Genomic DNA, 17661 nt, shown 5'->3' with positions numbered 1-17661 from the left:
GCCGGATCAGCGACGCGGCCCTCGAGCGGTGCCGGTGGCGTCCCGGTCGAGGGCCGACGGCACCAGCCCGATCGGCGACGGCGCCGGTGACGAGCGAGTAGACGGCCTTGTGGGCGACGTCGACGACCTGGTCACGCCGGGACCACGTCCACGGGGGCGCGCCGACGCCGGTGGCGAACTCCTGAGTCTGGTGGGTGGCCGGCCGGACGGGGGCGTGCCAGACCGAGGCCCGGCAGCCGCAGGCCGGTCGCGGCCCAGACGCCACGAAGGGCACCGACGGCGGCGCCGGTGCCCCGGTGCACGAGGTGGTTGCGGACGGGCGGCCCGTCACGGCCAGTGCGCCTCGCGGGGCAGCGGATCCCACCATGGGGACGTCCCTGCCCAGCGGCTCCGCCCCCGCACCCGCGGGGACGGAGCCGGGGTCGTCGTCAGCCGGCGAGCGGCTCCTGGGCCGCCAGGCCGGAGAGGGCCTGGAAGTCCCGCAGGATCGCCGAGAGCTCCTCGGACGTCCACGGCTCGCAGCAGTCGCAGCCGTCCTCGCGGAAGCTGACCAGACCGATGGAGCCACCGGCCTGGTCCTCGGCGATGGCGAGGTGCCCGGCGGACGGGTGGCGGTGGCAGGCGCAGGCAGCGGCGCAGAGGCCGAGGCCCCAGCCGGAGATGACGACGGTGTGCCCGTCGTCGCGGACCTTGCCCACCTGGAAGACGGACGGCTTGCGACTCCTGCTCACGGAGTCCTCCCCTCGACGGCCCCCGGGAAGAGGGACCTGCGTGCGGTGTGCGGAACTTTCCGAGCTACGAGAGGTTTCGGCAGAACCGACTCTCGGGTGAAGCAAATTGTTCGCTCGTGTTCCACCACCGAGAGTAAGCCGGTGACCACGGCTCGTCGCCGTCACTTTCCGCCAGGGTGCAGAGATCCACTTGGCGCAATTGTTATCGAACTGGCGGCGCGCCGAGCCTCAGCTCGCGGGGCTGATGCTGCTCATGTTGAAGTCCGGCACTCGCAGCGTCGGCATCGCCGTCCGTGTGAACCAGTCGTTCCACTCCCGGGGCAGCGTCCGCTCCGTCCGGCCGGCCTGCACGGCGCGGCCCAGCAGGTCGACCGGCGACTCGTTGAAACGGAAGTTGTTCACCGCGCCGGTCACCTCGCCGTTCTCCACCAGGAAGACGCCGTCGCGGGTCAAGCCCGTCAGCAGCAGCGTCTGCGGGTCCACCTCGCGGATGTACCAGAGCGTCGTCAGCAGCAGGCCGCGGTCGGTCGCGGCCAGCATCTCCTCCTGGGTGGCCGTCGCCGTCGGGTCCTCCAGCACCAGGTTGTCGACGGCGGCGGTGGCCGGCGCCGTCGTCTTCAGGGCCCACGCGCGCGGCCGGACGAGGTTGGCGAGGACGCCGTCCCGCAACCAGTCCACCGCCGGCGTGGCCATGCCGTTGTCGAACACCGACGCCGCGCCCGAGGAGGCGCCGACCACCTGGAACGGCGCGGCCTCCAGGCCCGGGTACTGCGGGTCGCTGCGCAGCGTCAGCGGCAGCCCGGCGATCCGGTCCCCGATGCGGTTGCCGCCGCCGGGCCGGGCGAAGACGTTGCGACCCTCGTCGGCGTCCCGGGCCTCCATCGTCCAGTAGAGGTAGATCATCAGGTCGCTGACGGCCGACGGCGGCAGCAGCGTCTCGTACCGCCCCGCGGGCAGCTCGATCCGCCGCTGCGACCAGGCCATCTTCCGCTCGACGTCGGCGGCGAGGTCGGCCACCGAGACGTCGGCGAAGTCCCGCGTGCCGGTGCCGGCCCACACGGAACGGCCGAAGTCCGAGCTCTTGCCGTTGAGCTCGACCCGGCCGGTGGGCTGGTCGTGGCGCAGCCGCAGGCCGGTGGAGCTGCCCAGGTAGGTGGTCGCCATCTGGTGCTCGGCGAACCCGAAGAGCAGCTCGCCACGGTCCGCGGCCTCGCCGAACGCCTGGCCCAGGGCGGGGGCGAAGTCGGCGAAGACGCCGATGGAGGTCTCCGCGGGATCGGCGTCCCAGTCCGCCGAGCCCGGCGGGGTGTCGCTGACCAGCGGCATCGCGTCCTCGGCCGGGCCGGCGTCGCGGGCGGCCTGCTCGCTGGCCGCGACGAGGTCGGCGATGTCCGGGGTGCCCGAGCGGGTCACCGTGCCCGCGGCCATGCCGGCGCCGCCGTCGACGAAGGAGACGACGACGACCTGGCGGGAGCGCATGGCGCCGTTGGTGGTGAGGCTGTTGGCGGCCCACCGCAGGTTCGCCTCGGAGCCCTCGACCACGAAGGTGACCTGCCCGTCGGCCGTGGAGGCGGCCAGCGCCTGCTCGACCAGGTCCTGAGCGCGGTGCTGGCTCATCGCCCGGCCTCCTCGACGGTGTTCAGGATGTTCACGTCCTCGAAGAGCGCGGTCGGGCAGCCGTGGCTGACCGCCGCCGTCTGCCCCGGTTGCGCCTTGCCGCAGTTGAAGGCGCCGCCCAGGACGTAGGTCTGCGGGCCGCCGACGACGCGCATCGAGCCCCAGAAGTCCGTGGTCGTGGCCTGGTAGGCGACGTCCCGCAGCTGCCCCGCCAGCCGGCCGTTCTCGATCCGGTAGAAGCGCTGGCCGGTGAACTGGAAGTTGTAGCGCTGCATGTCGATCGACCAGCTCTTGTCGCCGACGACGTAGATGCCGCGTTCGACCCCGCCGATGATCGCCTGCGTGCTCGGCCCGTCGGGCGCCGGCTGCAGCGACACGTTGGCCATCCGCTGCACGGGCACGTGCCCGGGCGAGTCGGCGTAGGCGCAGCCGTTGGAGCGATCCATGCCCTGCAGCCGGGCCATGTTGCGGTCGACCTGGTAGCCCACGAGGACGCCGTCCTCCACGATGTCCCACTGCTGCCCGGCGACGCCCTCGTCGTCCCAGCCGATGGTGGACAGGCCGTGCAGCGCGGTCCGGTCGCCGGTGACGTTCAGCAGCGGCGAGCCGTACTGCAGGGTGCCGAGCTTGTCCGGGGTGGCGAACGAGGTGCCGGCGTAGGCGGCCTCGTAGCCGAGGGCCCGGTCCAGCTCGGTGGCGTGGCCGATGGACTCGTGGATGGTCAGCCAGAGGTTGGACGGGTCGACGACGAGGTCGTAGCGGCCGGCCTGCACCGAGGGCGCCTTGGTCTTCTCGCGCAGCAGCTCGGGGAGCTCGGCCAGCTCGGCGGACCAGTTCCAGCCGGTGCCGGTGAGGTACTCCCAGCCGCGGCCGGCCGGCGGGGCGAGGGTGCGCATGCTCTCGAACGAGCCGGTGGCGCGGTCGACGGTCAGCGCGGTGACCTCCGGGTGCAGCCGGACGCGCTGCTGGCGGGTGCGGGTGCCGGCGGTGTCGGCGTAGTACTTCTGCTCCTTCACCACCAGGCAGCTGGCCTGCACGTGCTCGACGCCGTCGGCGGCCATCAGCCGCTCGGAGTAGTCGGCGAGCAGGGCGGTCTTGTCGGCGTCCTGGACGGTGAACGGGTCGACGTCGTAGGCCGAGACGTACTCGACGTCGGCGTACACCGGCTCGGGGGCGAGTTCCACCCGGTCGCGGTTGAGCGCGGCCGCCACCCGGGCGACGGCGACCGCCTCCTCCGCCAGCCGCACGGCCTCCGCAGCGGTGAGGACGACGCCGGCGGCGAACCCCCACGTGCCCTCGTGGACCACGCGGACGGCGAGGCCGAGGTCCTCGCCGTGCGTGAACGCCTCGGGGCGGGCGTCGCGCAGGCTGATCGCCTGGGTGCGGATCCGCTCCACGCGGAGGTCGGCGTGCTCGCAGCCGAGGTCGACCGCGCGGGTGAGGGCGGCGTCGGTGAGCGCGGACAGCGGCAGCGCGAGGAACGCCTCGTCGATGGCGCGGGGTGCTGGCACGGACCTTGTCTACCAGCGTCGGGGCAGGGGTGAGGCGGTACGCCCCGGGTAACCGCGTGCACATGGCCCACCCCGAGGACGACGTGACCATGACCTTCGGCGGCACCGCGACGATGCTGCTGCGGATCGGCGGCTTCACGCTGCTCACCGACCCGAACTTCCTGCACCGCGGGCAGCGGGCGCACCTGGGGTACGGGCTGCGCAGCCGGCGGCTGACCGACCCGGCGCTGATGCCCACGCAGCTGCCGGAGCTCGACGGCATCCTGCTGTCGCACATGCACGGCGACCACTGGGACCGCGTCGCCACGCGCACCCTGCCCAAGGAGACGCCGGTCGTCACGACGCCGGAGGCGGCGACGTGCCTGTCCGACCGGGGGTTCACGGGCACCGCCGAGCTGCGCGCCTGGGACACGCACGTGTTCACCCGCGGCCCCGAGACGCTGCGGGTCACCTCGGTGCCCGGCGTGCACGGGCCCGGCCCGCTGGCGCGGGTGCTCCCGCAGGTGATGGGCAGCGTGCTGGAGCTCGTCCGCGACGGCGAGGTGAGCTGGCGCGGCTACATCAGCGGCGACACGCTGTTCCGGCCGTTCCTCGGCGAGGTGCTGGAGCGGTGCGGGCCGCTCGACGTCGTCATCCCGCACCTGGGCGGCACGAAGGCGCTCGGGCTGACGGTCACGATGGACGGCCGGCAGGGCGCCGACCTCGTCGAGCTGCTGAAGCCGCCGGTGACGGTGCCGGTGCACTACGACGACTACGCCCGGTTCGCCTCGCCGCTGGGCGACTTCGTCGCCGAGGTGGCGCGGCGCCGGCTGCCCGGCACCGTGCGCCCCGCGCACCGCGGCGAGACGATCAGCCTGCGCGCCTGACGGCGGCGTCCGCGCGGAGCGCGGCGGAAATGCGGCGGGCGGTCCGCCGGGCGTCCCGGTCCACGCCGTCGATGAGCGCGCTGTTGACGCGCGTCTGCCACGGCAGGCCCATCCAGTGCAGCCCGGCCACCGGCGAGGCGCCCCGCTCGTGCCGCGGAGCGCCGTCGTCGACCAGCGCACCGGGCACGTCGATCCACCCGGTGTCGGGGGCGAAACCGGTGCACCAGAGCACCGTCCGCGGCCGGAGGGCCGTGCCGTCGGCCAGCCGCACCCGCGGACCGTCGGCGGCGACCACCGGCGAGGCGATCAGCCGCACGGCGCCGGACCGGATCGCCCGGCGGAGCTGCCGGCCCAGCACCGCCTCGTGCCGCTCGTGCAGGAACCGGCCCACCGGCGTCGTCGCGCCGGCGTTCAGCACCCCGCTGAGCAGCAGCCACCAGTAGATGCTCACGCCGAGCACCCGCTCGGGCAGGAAGCGCGGGACGACCGGGGCGGCCACGGTCACCTCCTGGTGCTCCGCGAGCTCGAGCGCCAGCTGGGCGGCCGAGTTGCCGCCGCCCACCACGAGCACCGGCCCGTCGGGCAGGTCGGCGGGTACCCGGTAGGACGACGAGTGCAGCTGGTGGACCGACCCGTCCAGGTCGCGCGCCGCGGCGGGCACGCGGGGACTGCGGTAGGCACCGGTGGCCAGCACGACGTGCCGGGCCCGCACGACGCCGCCCGGGATCTCGGCCGCGAAGCCCGCCGGGTCGACCGAGAGCCGGCGCACCGGTGCGGACGCCCGCACCTCGACCCCGCACCGCGCCGCATACCCGGCCAGGTAGTCGGCCATCTCCAGCCGCGACGGCGTCGCGCCCGGCCCCTCGGGGAAGGGCAGGCCCGGCAGCGAGCTGAACCGGCGCGGGGTGAACAGCCGCAGGCTCTCCCACCGGTCGCGCCAGACCTGGCCGATCGTCTCGTCGGCCTCCACCACCAGGACGTCGCGGACACCCGCCCGGGACAGGTGGTGGGCGGTGCCCAGGCCCGCCTGCCCGGCCCCGACCACGAGGACGTCGAGAACTCCCGCTTGCCTGCTCACCGGGCCCATCCTCCCCGGCGCACCTAGCGTGGCGGGCGTGACCCGTCTGCGCACCGATCCCGTCGACCTCCTGGTCATCGGAGGTGGCACCGCAGGGCTCGTCGCGGCGCACACCGCCGCGGCCCTGGGCGCCCGCACGGTGCTCGTCGAACGGGACCGCACCGGCGGTGACTGCCTGTGGACTGGTTGCGTGCCCTCCAAGGCGGTCCTCGCGGCCGCGACCGCCGCCGCCGACGCGCGCGGGGCCGGCGCCCTGGGCATCGGCACCGGCGAGGTGACCGTCGACTTCGCCCGGGTGCGCGCGCACGTGCAGCGCGCGATCGCCACGATCCAGCCGCAGGACTCCCCCGCGTCCCTGGCCGAGGCGGGCGTCGAGGTCGTCCTCGGCGCCGCGGTGCTCACCGGCCCCGACACCGCGCTCGTCGACGGCCGGCCGGTCCGCTTCCGCGCGGCCCTGCTGGCCACCGGCGCGGCTCCGCTGGTGCCGCCGATCGACGGGATCGACGCCGTCGAGGTCCTCACCAGCGAGACGGTCTGGGACCTGGCCGAGCTGCCCGGCCGGCTGGTCGTGCTCGGCGGCGGCCCGATCGGCTGCGAGCTGGGCCAGGCCTACGCCCGCCTGGGCTCGGAGGTGACCGTCGTCGACGGGGCGGACCGGGTGCTCGGCCCGGAGGACGCCGACGCCGCCGCCCTGGTGGCCGCCGCCCTGCGCCGGGACGGCGTGCGGCTGCGCCTGGGGGCCGAGGGGACGCGCGTCGAGCCCGGCCTGCTGCACCTGGACGACGGCGGTTCCGTCGCCTTCGACCGGCTGCTGGTCGCCGTCGGCCGGCGGCCGCGCACCGACGACGTCGGGCTCGAGCTCGCGGGCGTGGAGCTGGACGAGCGGGGCGCCGTGGCCGTCGACGGCACGCTGCGCACCAGCAATCCCCGGGTGTGGGCCGCCGGTGACGTCACCGGCGGGCCGTTCTTCACCCACCGGTCCGGGATGCACGGCAGCATCGCGGCCAGCAACGCCGTCCTCGGACTGCGCCGCGCCGTGGACCCGGTGGTCCCCCGCGTCACCTACACCTCCCCCGAGGTGGCCTCCGTGGGGATCTCCCCGGCCGACGCGCGCGAGCGCGGCCTGACCGTCCGCCGGGTCGAGCACGGCACGGTCGACCGCGCCGTCGCCGAAGGGGCGACGGACGGGTTCACCTCGCTCGTGGTCGACCGCCGGCACCGGCTGGTCGGCGGCGTCGTCGTCGGCCCCCGGGCCGGGGAGACGCTCGGCGAGCTGACCCTGGCGATCCGCAAGGGGCTCACCACGGCCGACCTCGCCGGCACCTCCCACGCCTATCCCACCTACAACGACGCCCTGGTGGACGCCGCGCTGGACGACGTCCGCGCCCGGCTGGCGGGTCCCCTGGTCCGCGGCGCGCTGCGGGCGGCGGTGTGGGTGCGCGGGCGCCTGCGGGACGCTCAGCGCAGCGAGCGGTAGCCGACCCGCATCCGGTGCGCGGCGCTGATCGCCACCACGACCGCCCAGACCCACGCGACCTGCCAGGCCACGGCGGGCAGCAGCAGCCACAGCGCGTGCACCGCGATCGTCTCGGTGCCCTCGGCCAGCCCGCCGAGGAACGACAGCGACCGGCCGTCGTCCAGCTGCCGGCCGGCGCGCTCGGCGATCGAGGAGAACGCCAGGAACGCCGTCCCGTTGACGTAGTAGGCCAGCAGGACGACGGCGAAGGGCTCCCACGGGGCGTCGAACCCGCGAGTGGCCCCGATGGCCACGCCCAGCACCGTGCTGCCGTAGACGCAGAAGTCGGCGGTGATGTCGAAGAACCCGCCGCTGCCGGCATCGGCAGCCGCCCCGGCCGCGCGCCGGCGCCGGGCCAGCGGGCCGTCGAGCCCGTCGGCCAGCCGGGAGACCAGCCACAGCAGCAGCGCGGTCGTCCACGCCTGGAGGCCGGCGGCCACCGCGGAGCCCAGGCCCAGCACCAGCCCGGCCGCGGTCAGCCGGTCCGGGCTCACCCACGGCCGGTCCAGGGCCGCGGCCGCGCGGGCCAGCGGCACGTCGAGGATCCGCCGGGCGGTCGCGTCCAGCACTGGCACCTCCCGGGTCGGCCGCCGTGGCGGCGCGCCATCTGCTGGGGCACGATCCTTTCGCACGCGCCGCAGCATCCGCATCCGCATCCGCGGTCGGCGCCGAACAGACTGCGGGCACCGGCCGGCGCCCGCGACCGAGCCCCGGGAGACGTCCATGTCCGCACGGCGCCACGCCGACCGGCGAGCGCGGGGAACGGCGCTGGTGGCGGGCCTGCTCGCGCTCACCGGCTGCTCCGCGCCCGCGAGCGAGCCGACGACCGCGACGGCGCGCGACTGGGAGGACGTCCTCGCCGAGGCCGAGGGGCAGACGGTGCGGCTGTGGATGTACGGCGGCGACGACAAGGGCAACGCCTACGTCGACGACGTGCTGGCCCCCGCGGCCGCCGAGCTCGGCGTCACCCTCGAGCGGGTGCCGATCGCCGACACCGGTGACGCGGTCAACCGGGTGCTGTCCGAGCGCCAGGCCGACGTGACCGACGGCGAGGTGGACCTGGTCTGGCTCAACGGGGAGAACTTCGCGACCGGGCAGCAAGCCGGGGCGTGGCTGTGCGGCTGGACGTCGATGCTGCCCAGCATGGAGTACGTGGACCCCGACGATCCGCTGGTGAGCACGGACTTCGGCCTCGACGTGGCCGGCTGCGAGGCGCCGTGGCACAAGGCGCAGTTCGCGCTGGTCTACGACGAGGCGCGGGTCGAGGACCCGCCGGGCAGCGTCGAGGAGCTGCTGGCCTGGATCGAGGAGCACCCGGGCCGGTTCACCTATCCGGCGCCCCCGGACTTCACCGGCTCGGTCTTCGTGCGGCAGGTGCTGTACGCGGTGTCCGGTGGGGTCGGGGAGGTGCCGCTGGAGTTCTCGGCGGAGGCGTACGACGAGCTCGCCCCGGAGCTGTTCGACCGGCTGGCGGAGCTCGAGCCGGCCCTGTGGCGGGAGGGCTCGAGCTATCCCCAGGAGCTGGGCGAGCTGGACCAGCTCTACGCCGACGGCCAGGTGGACTTCACCATGACCTACGGCCCGGCCACGCTGCCCGACCTGGTGGCCGAGGGCACGTTCCCGGCGACCACCCGGGTGCTGCTGGTCGAGGACGGCACGATCGGCAACGCGTCCTTCCTGGCCGTCCCCGCCACCTCGGGCAGCCAGGCCGGTGCGATGGTGGTGGCCGACCTGGCCCTCTCGCCCGAGCAGCAGTTCCAGAAGGCCAGGCCGGAGGTGTGGGGCCAGTACACCGTCCTCGATCCGCAGCGCCTCCCCGGCGAGTTCCGGGAACGATTCGCCGGGTTGCCGCAGTCGGAGGTCGTGCCCCCCTACGAGGAGCTCAGCGACGGCGCCGACCCCGAGGTCGACGCCGGATGGGTGACCGCGCTGGACGAGGGCTGGCGCCGGCAGATCGCCGCCGGCTGACGCGCCCCGCGGTGACGACGACGAAGCGCCCGGCGCCGCCCGAGGCCCCCCGGCGCCGGGCCCGGCCGCGCACCCGCGCCCTCCTGCTGGTGCTGCCCGCCGTGGTGCCGGTCGTGGCGGTCGTGGGCGCCGGGCTCACCTCGGCCCTGCTGCTGAGCGTCGGGCTGGCCCCGCTGGTGGGGGAACCGGCGTTCTCCCTCGACGCCTACCGGGCCGTCGCCACCGACCTGGGCACCTCGCTGCGCGTCTCGCTGGGGATCGCCGCGGCGGCCACCGCCGTCGCGACGCTCGTGGGGCTGTGCCTTGCACTGGCCGTCACCGCCGCCGTCCGGCGCAGCCGCCTCCTCGGCACGCTCGCCGCGCTCACCATCCCCATCCCCCACCTGGTCGGCGCGGCGGCGATGGGCCTGCTGCTGGCCGACGCCGGCTTCCTGTCCCGGCTGCTCGGGGTCGACCCCTCCTCGTGGCCGCCGCTGGTCGGCGGACGGCTGTGGCTCGCCGTGGTGGCGGAGTACGCGTGGAAGGAGTCGGCCTTCATCGCGCTGGTGGTGGCCGGCGTGCTGTCCTCGCGGGCGGCGTCCTACGGCGAGACCGCCGCGCTGCTCGGCGCCGGCCGCTGGGCCCGGCTGCGGTACGTCACGCTGCCGTTGGCCGCGCCCGCGCTCGGTGCCACCGCGGCGATCAGCTTCGTCTACGTGCTGGGCTCCTACGAGGTTGCCGCGCTGCTCGGCCGCGCCCATCCCGAACCGCTGGCAGTCCTCGCCTTCCGGCTGTTCACCTCCATCGACCTCACCGCCCGCCCGCAGGCGGCCGCGGTCGCCGTGACGACGGCGCTGCTCGCGCTGGTCGTCGTCCTGCTCGCGCTGCGGGCGCTGCGCGGGCTGGCGGCCGAGCGGTGAGCGCCGCGCCCGCGGTGCCGGCCGCCTCCCGCGTGGGACGCGGGCTGCTCGGGCTGTGGCTGGTGCTGCCCGTCGTCCCGCTGCTGCTCTGGGCCTTCGCCGACCGCTGGAGCTTCCCGGCGCTGCTCCCGCAGGAATGGGGGGTGCGGGGGCTGACCGAGGCCGCCGCCTCGGGCGCCGGGGCGGCGCTCCTGCGCTCGACGCTGCTCGGGGCCGTCGTCGCAGTGCTGGCCACCCCCCTCGGGGCCATGGCCGGCCGGGCACTCGCCTCGCGCCAGGTGCCCGGGTCCACCGCGGTGCTGGCGGTCCTGATGTCGCCGCTGGTCCTGCCGCCCTTCGCCGTCGCGCTGGGGCTGGACGTGCTGCTGCTGCGGCTGCGCGTGCCCGCCGTGCTCGGCGTCGTCGTCCTGCTGGTCGTGGCGGCGCTGCCCTACACGACGATCACCATGCGGGCCGCCTACGCGGCGCACGACCGCGGCTTCGAGGAGGAGGCCCGCCTCCTGGGCGCCTCCCGCTGGCGGACCGTGCGCTCGGTGCAGCTGCCGCTGCTGGCGCCGGCGCTGGCGGGGGCGGCGTTCCTCGCCTTCCTCGTCGGCTGGAGCGACTACGTCGTCACCCTGCTGATCGGGGGCGGCCGGCTCACGACGCTGCCGCTGGTGCTGGCCTCCGCCGCGTCGGCCACCGGCAACGACTCCCAGGTGGCGGTCCTCTCGCTCACCTCCGTGCTGCCGCCGGTGGCCCTGCTGGCGGTCGTCACCCTGCTGGGACGGAGGGGACGCCGATGACCGGGGGTTCGCTGCAGCTGACCGGGCTCACCCGGGTGCACCACGCCGGGCAGCCGCCCGCGCTGGACGACTTCAGCCTCGACGTGCCCGCCGGCTCGTGCGTCGCCGTCCTGGGCCCCTCGGGCTCGGGCAAGAGCACGGTGCTGCGCCTCACCGCCGGCCTCGACGAGCCGACTGCCGGCACGGTCCGGGTCGACGGCGTCGACCTGGCGGGGGTGGTCCCCGAGCGGCGCGGCATGGCCATGGTCTTCCAGCGGCCGCTGCTGTTCCCGCACCTGACCGTCCGGGACAACGTGGCCTTCGCCGACCGGGTGCGCGGCGTACCGCGGAAGGTCGCGCGACAGCGGGCGGAGGACTTCCTCGAGCTGGTCCAGCTCGGCGGCTACGGCGGGCGACCGGTGCGGGCGCTGTCGGGCGGGCAGGAGCAGCGGGTCGCGCTGGCGCGGGCCCTGGCCGCCGAGCCGCGCGTCCTGCTGCTGGACGAGGCGTTCAGCGCCCTGGACGCGGCGCTGCGCGAGGAGATGCACCAGCTGCTGGCCGATCTGCGCATGCGGCTGGACCCGACGATCCTGCTGGTCACCCACGACCACGCCGAGGCCGACGCCCTCGCCGACACCGTGGCCGTGCTCGACGCAGGCCGGCTGCGGCAGCAGGGGCAGATGCGCTCGCTGTACGCCCGGCCGGCGTCGCTGGTGGTCAGCCGGCTGCTGGGCGGGCGCACGGAGGTCCGCGGCGTGGTCCGCGACGGGCGGCACGAGTCCCCGCTGGGCGCGCTGGACCTCCCCGAGCAGGTGCCGGACGGCCCGGCGGTGCTCGTCGTGCGGCACGAGGCGGTGCGCGTCACCGGCTCCGCCGACCCGGCCGCCGACGTCGTCGGCACCGTCGTGCGCGCGCGACGCCGGGGGCTGCGCGCGCTGGTGACCGTCGAGGTCGTCGGTGCGGGCGGGGAGGCCACGGTGGAGGCGGAGCTCGAGCCCGGTTCCGACGCGCCGACCGGGCGTCCCGTAGGGCTGCGCCTGCCGGTCGAGGCCCGCTGGGTGGTGCCGGTGGAGGGCGCGGCGGGCGAGCCCGCGCGCCCGCCCGCCGGCGCCTCCGGCATGCGCCGCGACCGGTCGGGGTAGGGGCCCTGCCGTGAGCGAGCAGACGACAGGCGTCGACAAGATCACGGTGACCGCGGCGAGCACCGGCGAGATGGGCCAGCGGTACCTGGCCTCCGGTTCGCGGGTGGCCATGCGGCTGTGGTCCGGCCAGCCGACCAGCAGTGGCAAGCCGCAGGCCGCACGCGAGTACGAGACCGTCGGCTACGTCGTGTCCGGGCGGGCCCGGCTGGTGGCCGGCGACGACACGCTCGACCTCGGACCCGGCGACTCGTGGGTCGTGCCGGCCGGCGTCGAGCACACCTACGAGATCCTCGAGGAGCTCACCGCCGTCGAGGCCACCGCGCCGCCGGCGCGGGAGGAAGGGCGCGACGCACCGCCCGGCTGACCGCCGCGGTCAGACCGGCGTGAGCGGGAGCAGCCGGCGCAGTCCGGCGTTCTCGGCCGGATCGAGCACCGAGTGCTGGGCGCAGGCCGGGACGAGCTGCCCGGTCTCCGGGTGGGCCATCGAGTAGGTGCAGGCCGCCAGCCGCTCCTGCGTGGCCCTGATCCGCGGGTCGTCGGCCTCGACGCCCTGCTGCATCAGCTCCCACGCGGGCCCCACGTCGGCGGCGTCCATGAAGCTGTGCACCTCGAACGTCATCAGCCCCAGCGTGCCGGCCCGTCCGGCCCGCACCAGGTGGCGCACTCCGCCGGCCCGGCGCACCAGCCGGGCGGCCCAGCGGACGGCCACCACAGCGTCGCCGGGGTGGTGCCGCAGGACGCGGGCGACCTTGAGCAGCAGGAGCACCGGCGGGGTAGCGCTGAAGGCCAGCCCGCCCCAGTGGGCGAAGAAGCGGTCGCGGGCGGCACGGTCGGCGGCGGAGTCGGGGTCGACGAACGGCGTCCAGCGTCCGCCGGCCAGGAAGCCGAAGGCCAGCCGGTTGCAACGCGGATCGCCGAACTCGACGCCCTCGTGGGCGATCCGCTGGCCCAGGCCCTTCTCCAGCTCGGCCCACACGGCGTCGGCATCGACCGCGGTGTAGGACTCCTTCCACCGCCGCTCGTCACCGATGTGGGCGGCCGGCTGGAAGCTCATCATCGAGTAGCCCATGCCGACCACCTCGCGCACGGTCTCGGCCACCTGCCCGACGTTGGCGGGCGTCACCGTCATGTTGTGGGCCAGGTAGAAGCGCAGCCCGGTCTCGGCGCGCAGGTCGCGGAACATCTGCACGAACCGCGCACGGAAGGGGTTCAGCTCGGCCTCGCTGCGGGGGCGGACCGCGCCCCGGCGGCCCCGCATGAGGGAGTCGACGTGCGCGGCGAAGCTGACCCGGTCGAAGCGCAGGGCTCCGTCGGGGCCGGTGACCAGTGCGCGGAGGTAGTCGGGGTCGAAGTCGCCGTGGGTCATCGACATCGGTGACCGCCCGGCGTCGCGCATCACCTGCAGGGCGGCGGCGTGGTCGTCGGGGGCCAGCAGGCTGACCTCCCCGCCGATGAGCTGGGCGTGCGCGTAGGGGCCGCGGCGCTCGCGCAGGTAGGCCATCTGGCGGCCGACCTCGCGCACCGTGTGCGCGCCGTCGACGCGCACCTTGTTGGCATCGGCCGAGTGGTAGCACGGCGTGCAGGTGAGATTGCACTTCGGGAAGACACCGTGGGTGCCCTCGCAGCCGACGGCGTGCCGGCCGAGCGTCTGGGCAGGGGTCCGGACGTGCTCGGGCAGGGCGGCCCACCGCTCGGCGAGCGCGCGGGCGGTCTCCGGGTGCACCGGTCGGGTGCGGTCGGCAAGGCGCCGCAAGCTCCTGCGAAGACGTCCCGGCACCGGAAGCATGCCGCCAGTGTCGCCCACGACCGGATGGCGCGCTGCCCGCTGCCGGGGTGACCGTCGTGCTCGCCGACCGGCTCTACCCCTGGACCGACGACGCCCTGCAGGCCGCGGCCGGCTGAGCTCAGCCGGCGGCGAGGCGCGCGGCGCGGGCGGCGACGTCGCTCCGGAGGGCCTCGACGTCGACCGTGGTCGAGGTGCCGTCCCGCACGACGGGGCGGCCACCGACCCAGACGTCGCGCACGTGCCGGCCCGCGCCGGACCACACCAGGTGGGCAAGGACGTCGGCGGCGTCGCCCACCGGCTCGAAGACCAGGTCGCGGGTGTCGATGTGCACCAGGTCCGCCCGCCGTCCGGCCTCGAGCCGGCCGAGGTCGGGCCGGCCGATCGCGTCGGCCGCCCCGCCGGTGGCCAGCCAGAACGCCTCCGCCGCGGTGAGGGCGGTGGCCGAGCGCTCGCGCAACCGCGCCAGGCCGGCGGCGAGGCGGAGGTCGGCGAAGAGGTCCAGGGAGTCGTTGGACGCCGGGCCGTCGGTGCCCAGGCCCACGCGGATGCCCCGGTCGAGCATGGGGCGCAGCGGCGCGACGCCACTGGCGAGCTTGGCGTTGCTGGCCGGGCAGTGGGCGACGGCGACGTCGTACTCCTGCCAGAGCTCGAGGTCGGCGTCGTCCATGTGCACGCAGTGCGCCGCGAGCACCCGGCCGCCGAGCACGTCGTAGGCGGCCAGCAGCGCCGGGACGGACAGGCCGTGCGCAGCCAGCAGGTCCTGCCCCTCGGTGGCGGTCTCCGCGACGTGCAGGTGCAGGAGCAGGCCGTGCTCGCGGGCGGCCCGGGCGGCGTCGGCGAGGACGGGCAGCGGGACGGTGTAGGCCGCGTGCGGGCCGATGCCGTACTCGACGGTGCCGTCGTCCGGTGCGGTGCGGGCCAGGGCGACGGCGGCGGCGAGCTGCTCGGCCATGGGCGGCATGCCGGGGAGCGGCAGCAGCGGGGTGGCGATGACCGCACGGGCACCGGTGATGGCGACGGCGGCGGCGATCCGCTCGGGGTGGAAGTACATCTCGACGCTGGTGGTGATGCCGTTCGCGAGCATCTCCGCCGAGGCCGCGGTCATGGCGACCTCGACGTCCTCAGGGGTGAGTCGTGCCTCGCGCGGCCACATCACCTCCTGCAGCCAGCGGTCCAGCGGCAGCCCCTCCCCCTGACCGCGGAACAGCACCATGGCGGCGTGCGAGTGGGCGTTGACCAGGCCGGGGGTCAGGACGCCGGGCAGGTCGGTGACCTGCGCGTCTCCCACCGGCGGCGCCTCGGCGGCCGGGCCGGTCCAGGTGATGAGGCCGTCGGCGACGTCCACCACCGCTTCGGGGACGACGGTTCCCGCGCGGTCGCCGATCACGACGGCCCGGGCGGTGAAACGCTGGCGCATACCTGCCGACGCTAGCGCCGTGCCCACGCGGCGTCGCGGCGGCGCCGGCGGGCCGCCGATACCGTGGGGCCATGGACCTCCTCGCCGCCGCCTCTTCCGACGAGGGTGGGATCACCGGTTTCCTGCTCGATCTGGTCGAGAGACTGGGCGCCGTCGGCGTGGGCCTGAGCATCCTGGCCGAGACCGTCATCCCGCCGATCCCCAGCGAGGCGGTGCTGGGTCTGGCCGGGGTGCTGATCAACCAGGGCCGCCTGTCGATCGTGCCGGTGGTCCTGTTCGCCACCCTGGGCTCGATCCTGGGCGCGATCTTCTTCTACTACGCGGGCCGGGCGCTGGGCCCACGCCGCTCGCACGCCTTCCTCGACCGGCTGCCCCTGGTCAGCACGGAGGACGTCGACAAGACGTTCGCCTGGTTCGAGCGGCACGGGCGCTCGGCGGTGTTCTTCGGCCGGATGGTCCCGATCGTGCGGAGCTTCATCTCGGTGCCGGCGGGCGTCGTGCGCATGCCCTTCTGGCAGTTCGTGCTGTTCAGCGCGGCGGGCAGCCTCATCTGGAACAGCGTGCTCATCGGGCTCGGCGTGGCGGCCGGTGACCTCATCGAGCAGAACCTGAAGTACCTGGACTACGTCGTCGTGGCCGCGGTGGTGGCCGCGGTGAGCTGGCTGGTCTACCGCAAGGTGAGCGGGAAGCTGGACCGTCCGCCCACGGCGGGCGCGGACCTCCCCGCCGATCACCGCGACCAGGCGTGACCCGCCGCCGCCCGGACGTCGTCGCCTTCGACGTCAACGAGACGCTGCTGGACCTGTCCCCGGTGCGGGCCGCACTGGTGGAGGCCGGGCAGCCCGGGTCGCTGCTGGGCACCGTGTTCGCCCGCACGCTGCTCACCGGTTTCGCGGCCGCCACCGTCGGGTCCTGGTGCTCGTTCCGCGGCGCCTTCGATGCGGCGCTGGCCCAGGAGACGGAGCTGTCGGAAGAGGCGCGGGGATCGGTCGCCGACACGTTCCGGGAGCTGTCCCCGCACCCGGACGTCGAGCCCGCGCTGCGGCGGCTGGTGGAGGCCGGCGTGCGGGTGGTGACGCTGTCGCACGGCTCTCCCGGCGTGGCGGAGGCCGGGCTGGAACGGGGCGGGATCGCACCGCTGGTGGAGCGGAGCCTGTCCAGCGAGGTGATCCGCGCCTGGAAGCCGAACCGCGAGGCGTACCTGTGGGCCGCGGGGACCTGCGACGTGGCGCCGGACCGGATGGCGCTCGTGGCGGCGCACGGCTGGGACGTGCTGGGTGCCCAGCGGGCCGGCCTGACCGGCGCGTGGTTCCCGCGCAGCGAGCGCACGTACCCGGCCGTCTTCGACGCCCCCCACGTGCAGGCGGCGGACCTGGCGGGCGCGGTGGACGCCCTGCTCGCGCTGCCGGGATGACCGGGGAGCCCACCCTCGTCGACACCCCGCACGGCCCCGCCCGGGTGACCAGCGCGGGCGACGGTCGCGCAGGCACCCTCGTGCTCGGCCACGGCGCCGGGGGTGGTGCGGAGTCCGCGGACCTGGCGGCGCTGGCCGGCGAGGCGGCGGACGCGGGCTGGCTGGTGCACCGGGTGGACCAGCCGTGGCGCGTGGCGGGCAAGCGCATCGCCCCCGCGCCGCCTCGGCTCGACGAGGCCTGGCAGGCGGTGCTGGACCGGCTGAGGGCTCTGGACCGGCTGCCGGGCCGGCTGGTGCTGGGCGGCCGGAGCGCCGGCGCCCGGGTGGCCTGCCGGACCGCGGCCGGGCAGGGCGCCGCCGGGGTGCTGACGCTGGCGTTCCCGCTGCACCCGCCGGGCAAGCCGGAGAAGAGCCGCGCGCCGGAGCTGACGGCCGTGGCGGTGCCGCTGCTGGTGGTGCAGGGCGAGACCGACGCCTTCGGCCGGCCGGAGCAGGTCGCCGCGGCTCTGGCGCAGCACGCGGGCGCATCGGTGTACGCGGTGCCGGGCGACCACTCGCTCAAGCAGAACCCCCACCTCGTCGCCGCGGCAGCGATGTCCTGGCTCACCGAGGTCCTCCCCCGCTGAGCCGTCCACCTCAAAAGGGCGGCGGATCCTCGGCCGGGTCCGGGTGGCGGTTGGGGTGGTTCGGGAAGCACTCGGTAGCCGGGTGGTCGGCTGGTGCGGGTGACGCCGGAGGGCGTGAGGACGGTGAGCACGCCGTCGTCGTCGAGGGTGTGGACCCACCCCGGTGCGTGGGTCTTGAGCCGGTGGTGAGTCGGCGGCTCAGGCAGCAGAGGTTGTCGCAGGAGGTCTCCCCGCCGGCGGCGTGCGGGATGACGTGGTCCAGGTCGGCCCAGCCGGCGGGCACGGTGCAGCCGGGGTGCCGGCAGGTGCGGTCCCGGGCCGGCAGG

17 protein-coding genes are annotated in these 17661 nt (G+C 75.5%); 10 read left to right on the top strand and 7 right to left on the bottom strand.

Features of this window, described 5'->3' with window-relative positions:
* Window positions 1–428: 428 nt before the first annotated feature.
* The 3 genes from C5507_RS15160 to C5507_RS15150 all read right to left on the bottom strand — a co-directional run bounded on the left by C5507_RS15160 (window position 429) and on the right by C5507_RS15150 (window position 3859).
* Window positions 429–731 (bottom strand): hypothetical protein, encoded by a 303-nt coding sequence (locus tag C5507_RS15160; RefSeq protein ID WP_104529356.1) that lies wholly within the window; start codon window positions 729–731, stop codon window positions 429–431.
* A 228-nt stretch (window positions 732–959) separates the two neighbouring features.
* On the bottom strand, window positions 960–2348 hold the full coding sequence (locus C5507_RS15155; RefSeq protein ID WP_104529355.1) for a metallopeptidase TldD-related protein: 1389 nt from the start codon (window positions 2346–2348) through the stop codon (window positions 960–962).
* Window positions 2345–3859: a TldD/PmbA family protein gene (locus C5507_RS15150; RefSeq protein WP_104529354.1), complete on the bottom strand. Its 1515-nt coding sequence runs from the start codon at window positions 3857–3859 to the stop codon at window positions 2345–2347. Before C5507_RS15150 ends, C5507_RS15155 begins: the two co-directional genes overlap by 4 nt.
* Window positions 3860–3921: 62 nt before the next feature.
* Here C5507_RS15150 and C5507_RS15145 point away from each other — a divergent pair, with 62 nt between their 5' ends.
* Window positions 3922–4725, top strand: coding sequence for an MBL fold metallo-hydrolase (locus C5507_RS15145; RefSeq protein ID WP_104529353.1), 804 nt, complete (start codon window positions 3922–3924; stop codon window positions 4723–4725).
* Here the strand turns inward: C5507_RS15145 and C5507_RS15140 are convergent.
* Complete coding sequence (locus C5507_RS15140; RefSeq protein ID WP_158657622.1) at window positions 4709–5803, bottom strand: flavin-containing monooxygenase; 1095 nt, start codon at window positions 5801–5803, stop codon at window positions 4709–4711. The genes C5507_RS15145 and C5507_RS15140 overlap by 17 nt on opposite strands.
* Before the next feature lie 37 nt (window positions 5804–5840).
* Between C5507_RS15140 and C5507_RS15135 the strand changes: the two genes are divergently transcribed.
* Window positions 5841–7280, top strand: coding sequence for a dihydrolipoyl dehydrogenase family protein (locus C5507_RS15135; RefSeq protein ID WP_104529351.1), 1440 nt, complete (start codon window positions 5841–5843; stop codon window positions 7278–7280).
* On the opposite strand, the gene C5507_RS15130 is transcribed toward C5507_RS15135, so the two are convergent.
* Window positions 7262–7888, bottom strand: a complete 627-nt coding sequence (locus C5507_RS15130) for a CDP-alcohol phosphatidyltransferase family protein (protein ID WP_104529350.1) — start codon at window positions 7886–7888, stop codon at window positions 7262–7264. The genes C5507_RS15135 and C5507_RS15130 overlap by 19 nt on opposite strands.
* Before the next feature lie 154 nt (window positions 7889–8042).
* Between C5507_RS15130 and C5507_RS15125 the strand changes: the two genes are divergently transcribed.
* Genes C5507_RS15125 through C5507_RS15105 form a run of 5 tightly spaced genes read left to right on the top strand, consistent with a single transcriptional unit; the run spans window position 8043 to window position 12456 of the window.
* Window positions 8043–9287 (top strand): ABC transporter substrate-binding protein, encoded by a 1245-nt coding sequence (locus tag C5507_RS15125; RefSeq protein WP_104529349.1) that lies wholly within the window; start codon window positions 8043–8045, stop codon window positions 9285–9287.
* Between the two features lie 11 nt (window positions 9288–9298).
* Complete coding sequence (locus tag C5507_RS15120) at window positions 9299–10186, top strand: ABC transporter permease subunit (protein ID WP_242611222.1); 888 nt, start codon at window positions 9299–9301, stop codon at window positions 10184–10186.
* Window positions 10183–10971 carry an ABC transporter permease gene (locus C5507_RS15115; protein WP_242611223.1) on the top strand — a complete coding sequence of 263 codons (789 nt, stop codon included), beginning with the start codon at window positions 10183–10185 and terminating at the stop codon, window positions 10969–10971. The genes C5507_RS15120 and C5507_RS15115 overlap by 4 nt, the downstream gene beginning before the upstream one ends.
* Entirely contained in the window at window positions 10968–12092 is a 1125-nt protein-coding gene (locus tag C5507_RS15110; protein ID WP_104529347.1) for an ABC transporter ATP-binding protein, read from the top strand. The genes C5507_RS15115 and C5507_RS15110 overlap by 4 nt, the downstream gene beginning before the upstream one ends.
* 10 nt (window positions 12093–12102) lie before the next feature.
* Complete coding sequence (locus tag C5507_RS15105; protein WP_104529346.1) at window positions 12103–12456, top strand: cupin domain-containing protein; 354 nt, start codon at window positions 12103–12105, stop codon at window positions 12454–12456.
* A 9-nt stretch (window positions 12457–12465) separates the two neighbouring features.
* Here C5507_RS15105 and C5507_RS15100 read toward each other — a convergent pair whose 3' ends face one another.
* Together C5507_RS15100 and C5507_RS15095 are read right to left on the bottom strand one after the other, a co-directional pair.
* A complete protein-coding gene (locus tag C5507_RS15100) occupies window positions 12466–13815 on the bottom strand; it encodes a radical SAM domain-containing protein (RefSeq protein WP_207225868.1) in 1350 nt (449 codons plus the stop codon).
* Between the two features lie 181 nt (window positions 13816–13996).
* Entirely contained in the window at window positions 13997–15295 is a 1299-nt protein-coding gene (locus C5507_RS15095) for an amidohydrolase family protein (RefSeq protein ID WP_104529344.1), read from the bottom strand.
* A gap of 71 nt (window positions 15296–15366) precedes the next feature.
* Here C5507_RS15095 and C5507_RS15090 point away from each other — a divergent pair, with 71 nt between their 5' ends.
* Genes C5507_RS15090 through C5507_RS15080 form a run of 3 tightly spaced genes read left to right on the top strand, consistent with a single transcriptional unit; the run spans window position 15367 to window position 17335 of the window.
* Complete coding sequence (locus tag C5507_RS15090) at window positions 15367–16044, top strand: DedA family protein (protein WP_104529343.1); 678 nt, start codon at window positions 15367–15369, stop codon at window positions 16042–16044.
* On the top strand, window positions 16041–16709 hold the full coding sequence (locus C5507_RS15085) for an HAD-IA family hydrolase (protein ID WP_104529342.1): 669 nt from the start codon (window positions 16041–16043) through the stop codon (window positions 16707–16709). The genes C5507_RS15090 and C5507_RS15085 overlap by 4 nt, the downstream gene beginning before the upstream one ends.
* The gene (locus C5507_RS15080) at window positions 16706–17335 is read left to right on the top strand and encodes an alpha/beta hydrolase family protein (protein ID WP_104529341.1); all 630 of its coding nucleotides are present in this window, start codon (window positions 16706–16708) and stop codon (window positions 17333–17335) included. Before C5507_RS15085 ends, C5507_RS15080 begins: the two co-directional genes overlap by 4 nt.
* Window positions 17336–17661 lie beyond the last annotated feature (326 nt).

Origin of the sequence: Blastococcus saxobsidens, assembly GCF_002938435.1 — a bacterium.
Classification (GTDB): Bacteria; Actinomycetota; Actinomycetes; order Mycobacteriales; family Geodermatophilaceae; genus Blastococcus; species Blastococcus saxobsidens.
The sequence above is the reverse complement of the archived record's forward strand: the minus strand, read 5'-3'. Positions and strand labels throughout refer to the sequence as shown.

Coding starts and splice junctions, on each gene's coding strand:
- C5507_RS15090 (WP_104529343.1), top strand. CDS start 15,367: ATGGACCTCCTCGCCGCCGCCTCTTCCGACGAGGGTGGGATCACCGGT.
- C5507_RS15125 (WP_104529349.1), top strand. CDS start 8,043: ATGTCCGCACGGCGCCACGCCGACCGGCGAGCGCGGGGAACGGCGCTG.
- C5507_RS15080 (WP_104529341.1), top strand. CDS start 16,706: ATGACCGGGGAGCCCACCCTCGTCGACACCCCGCACGGCCCCGCCCGG.
- C5507_RS15110 (WP_104529347.1), top strand. CDS start 10,968: ATGACCGGGGGTTCGCTGCAGCTGACCGGGCTCACCCGGGTGCACCAC.
- C5507_RS15095 (WP_104529344.1), bottom strand. CDS start 15,295: ATGCGCCAGCGTTTCACCGCCCGGGCCGTCGTGATCGGCGACCGCGCG.
- C5507_RS15155 (WP_104529355.1), bottom strand. CDS start 2,348: ATGAGCCAGCACCGCGCTCAGGACCTGGTCGAGCAGGCGCTGGCCGCC.
- C5507_RS15145 (WP_104529353.1), top strand. CDS start 3,922: ATGGCCCACCCCGAGGACGACGTGACCATGACCTTCGGCGGCACCGCG.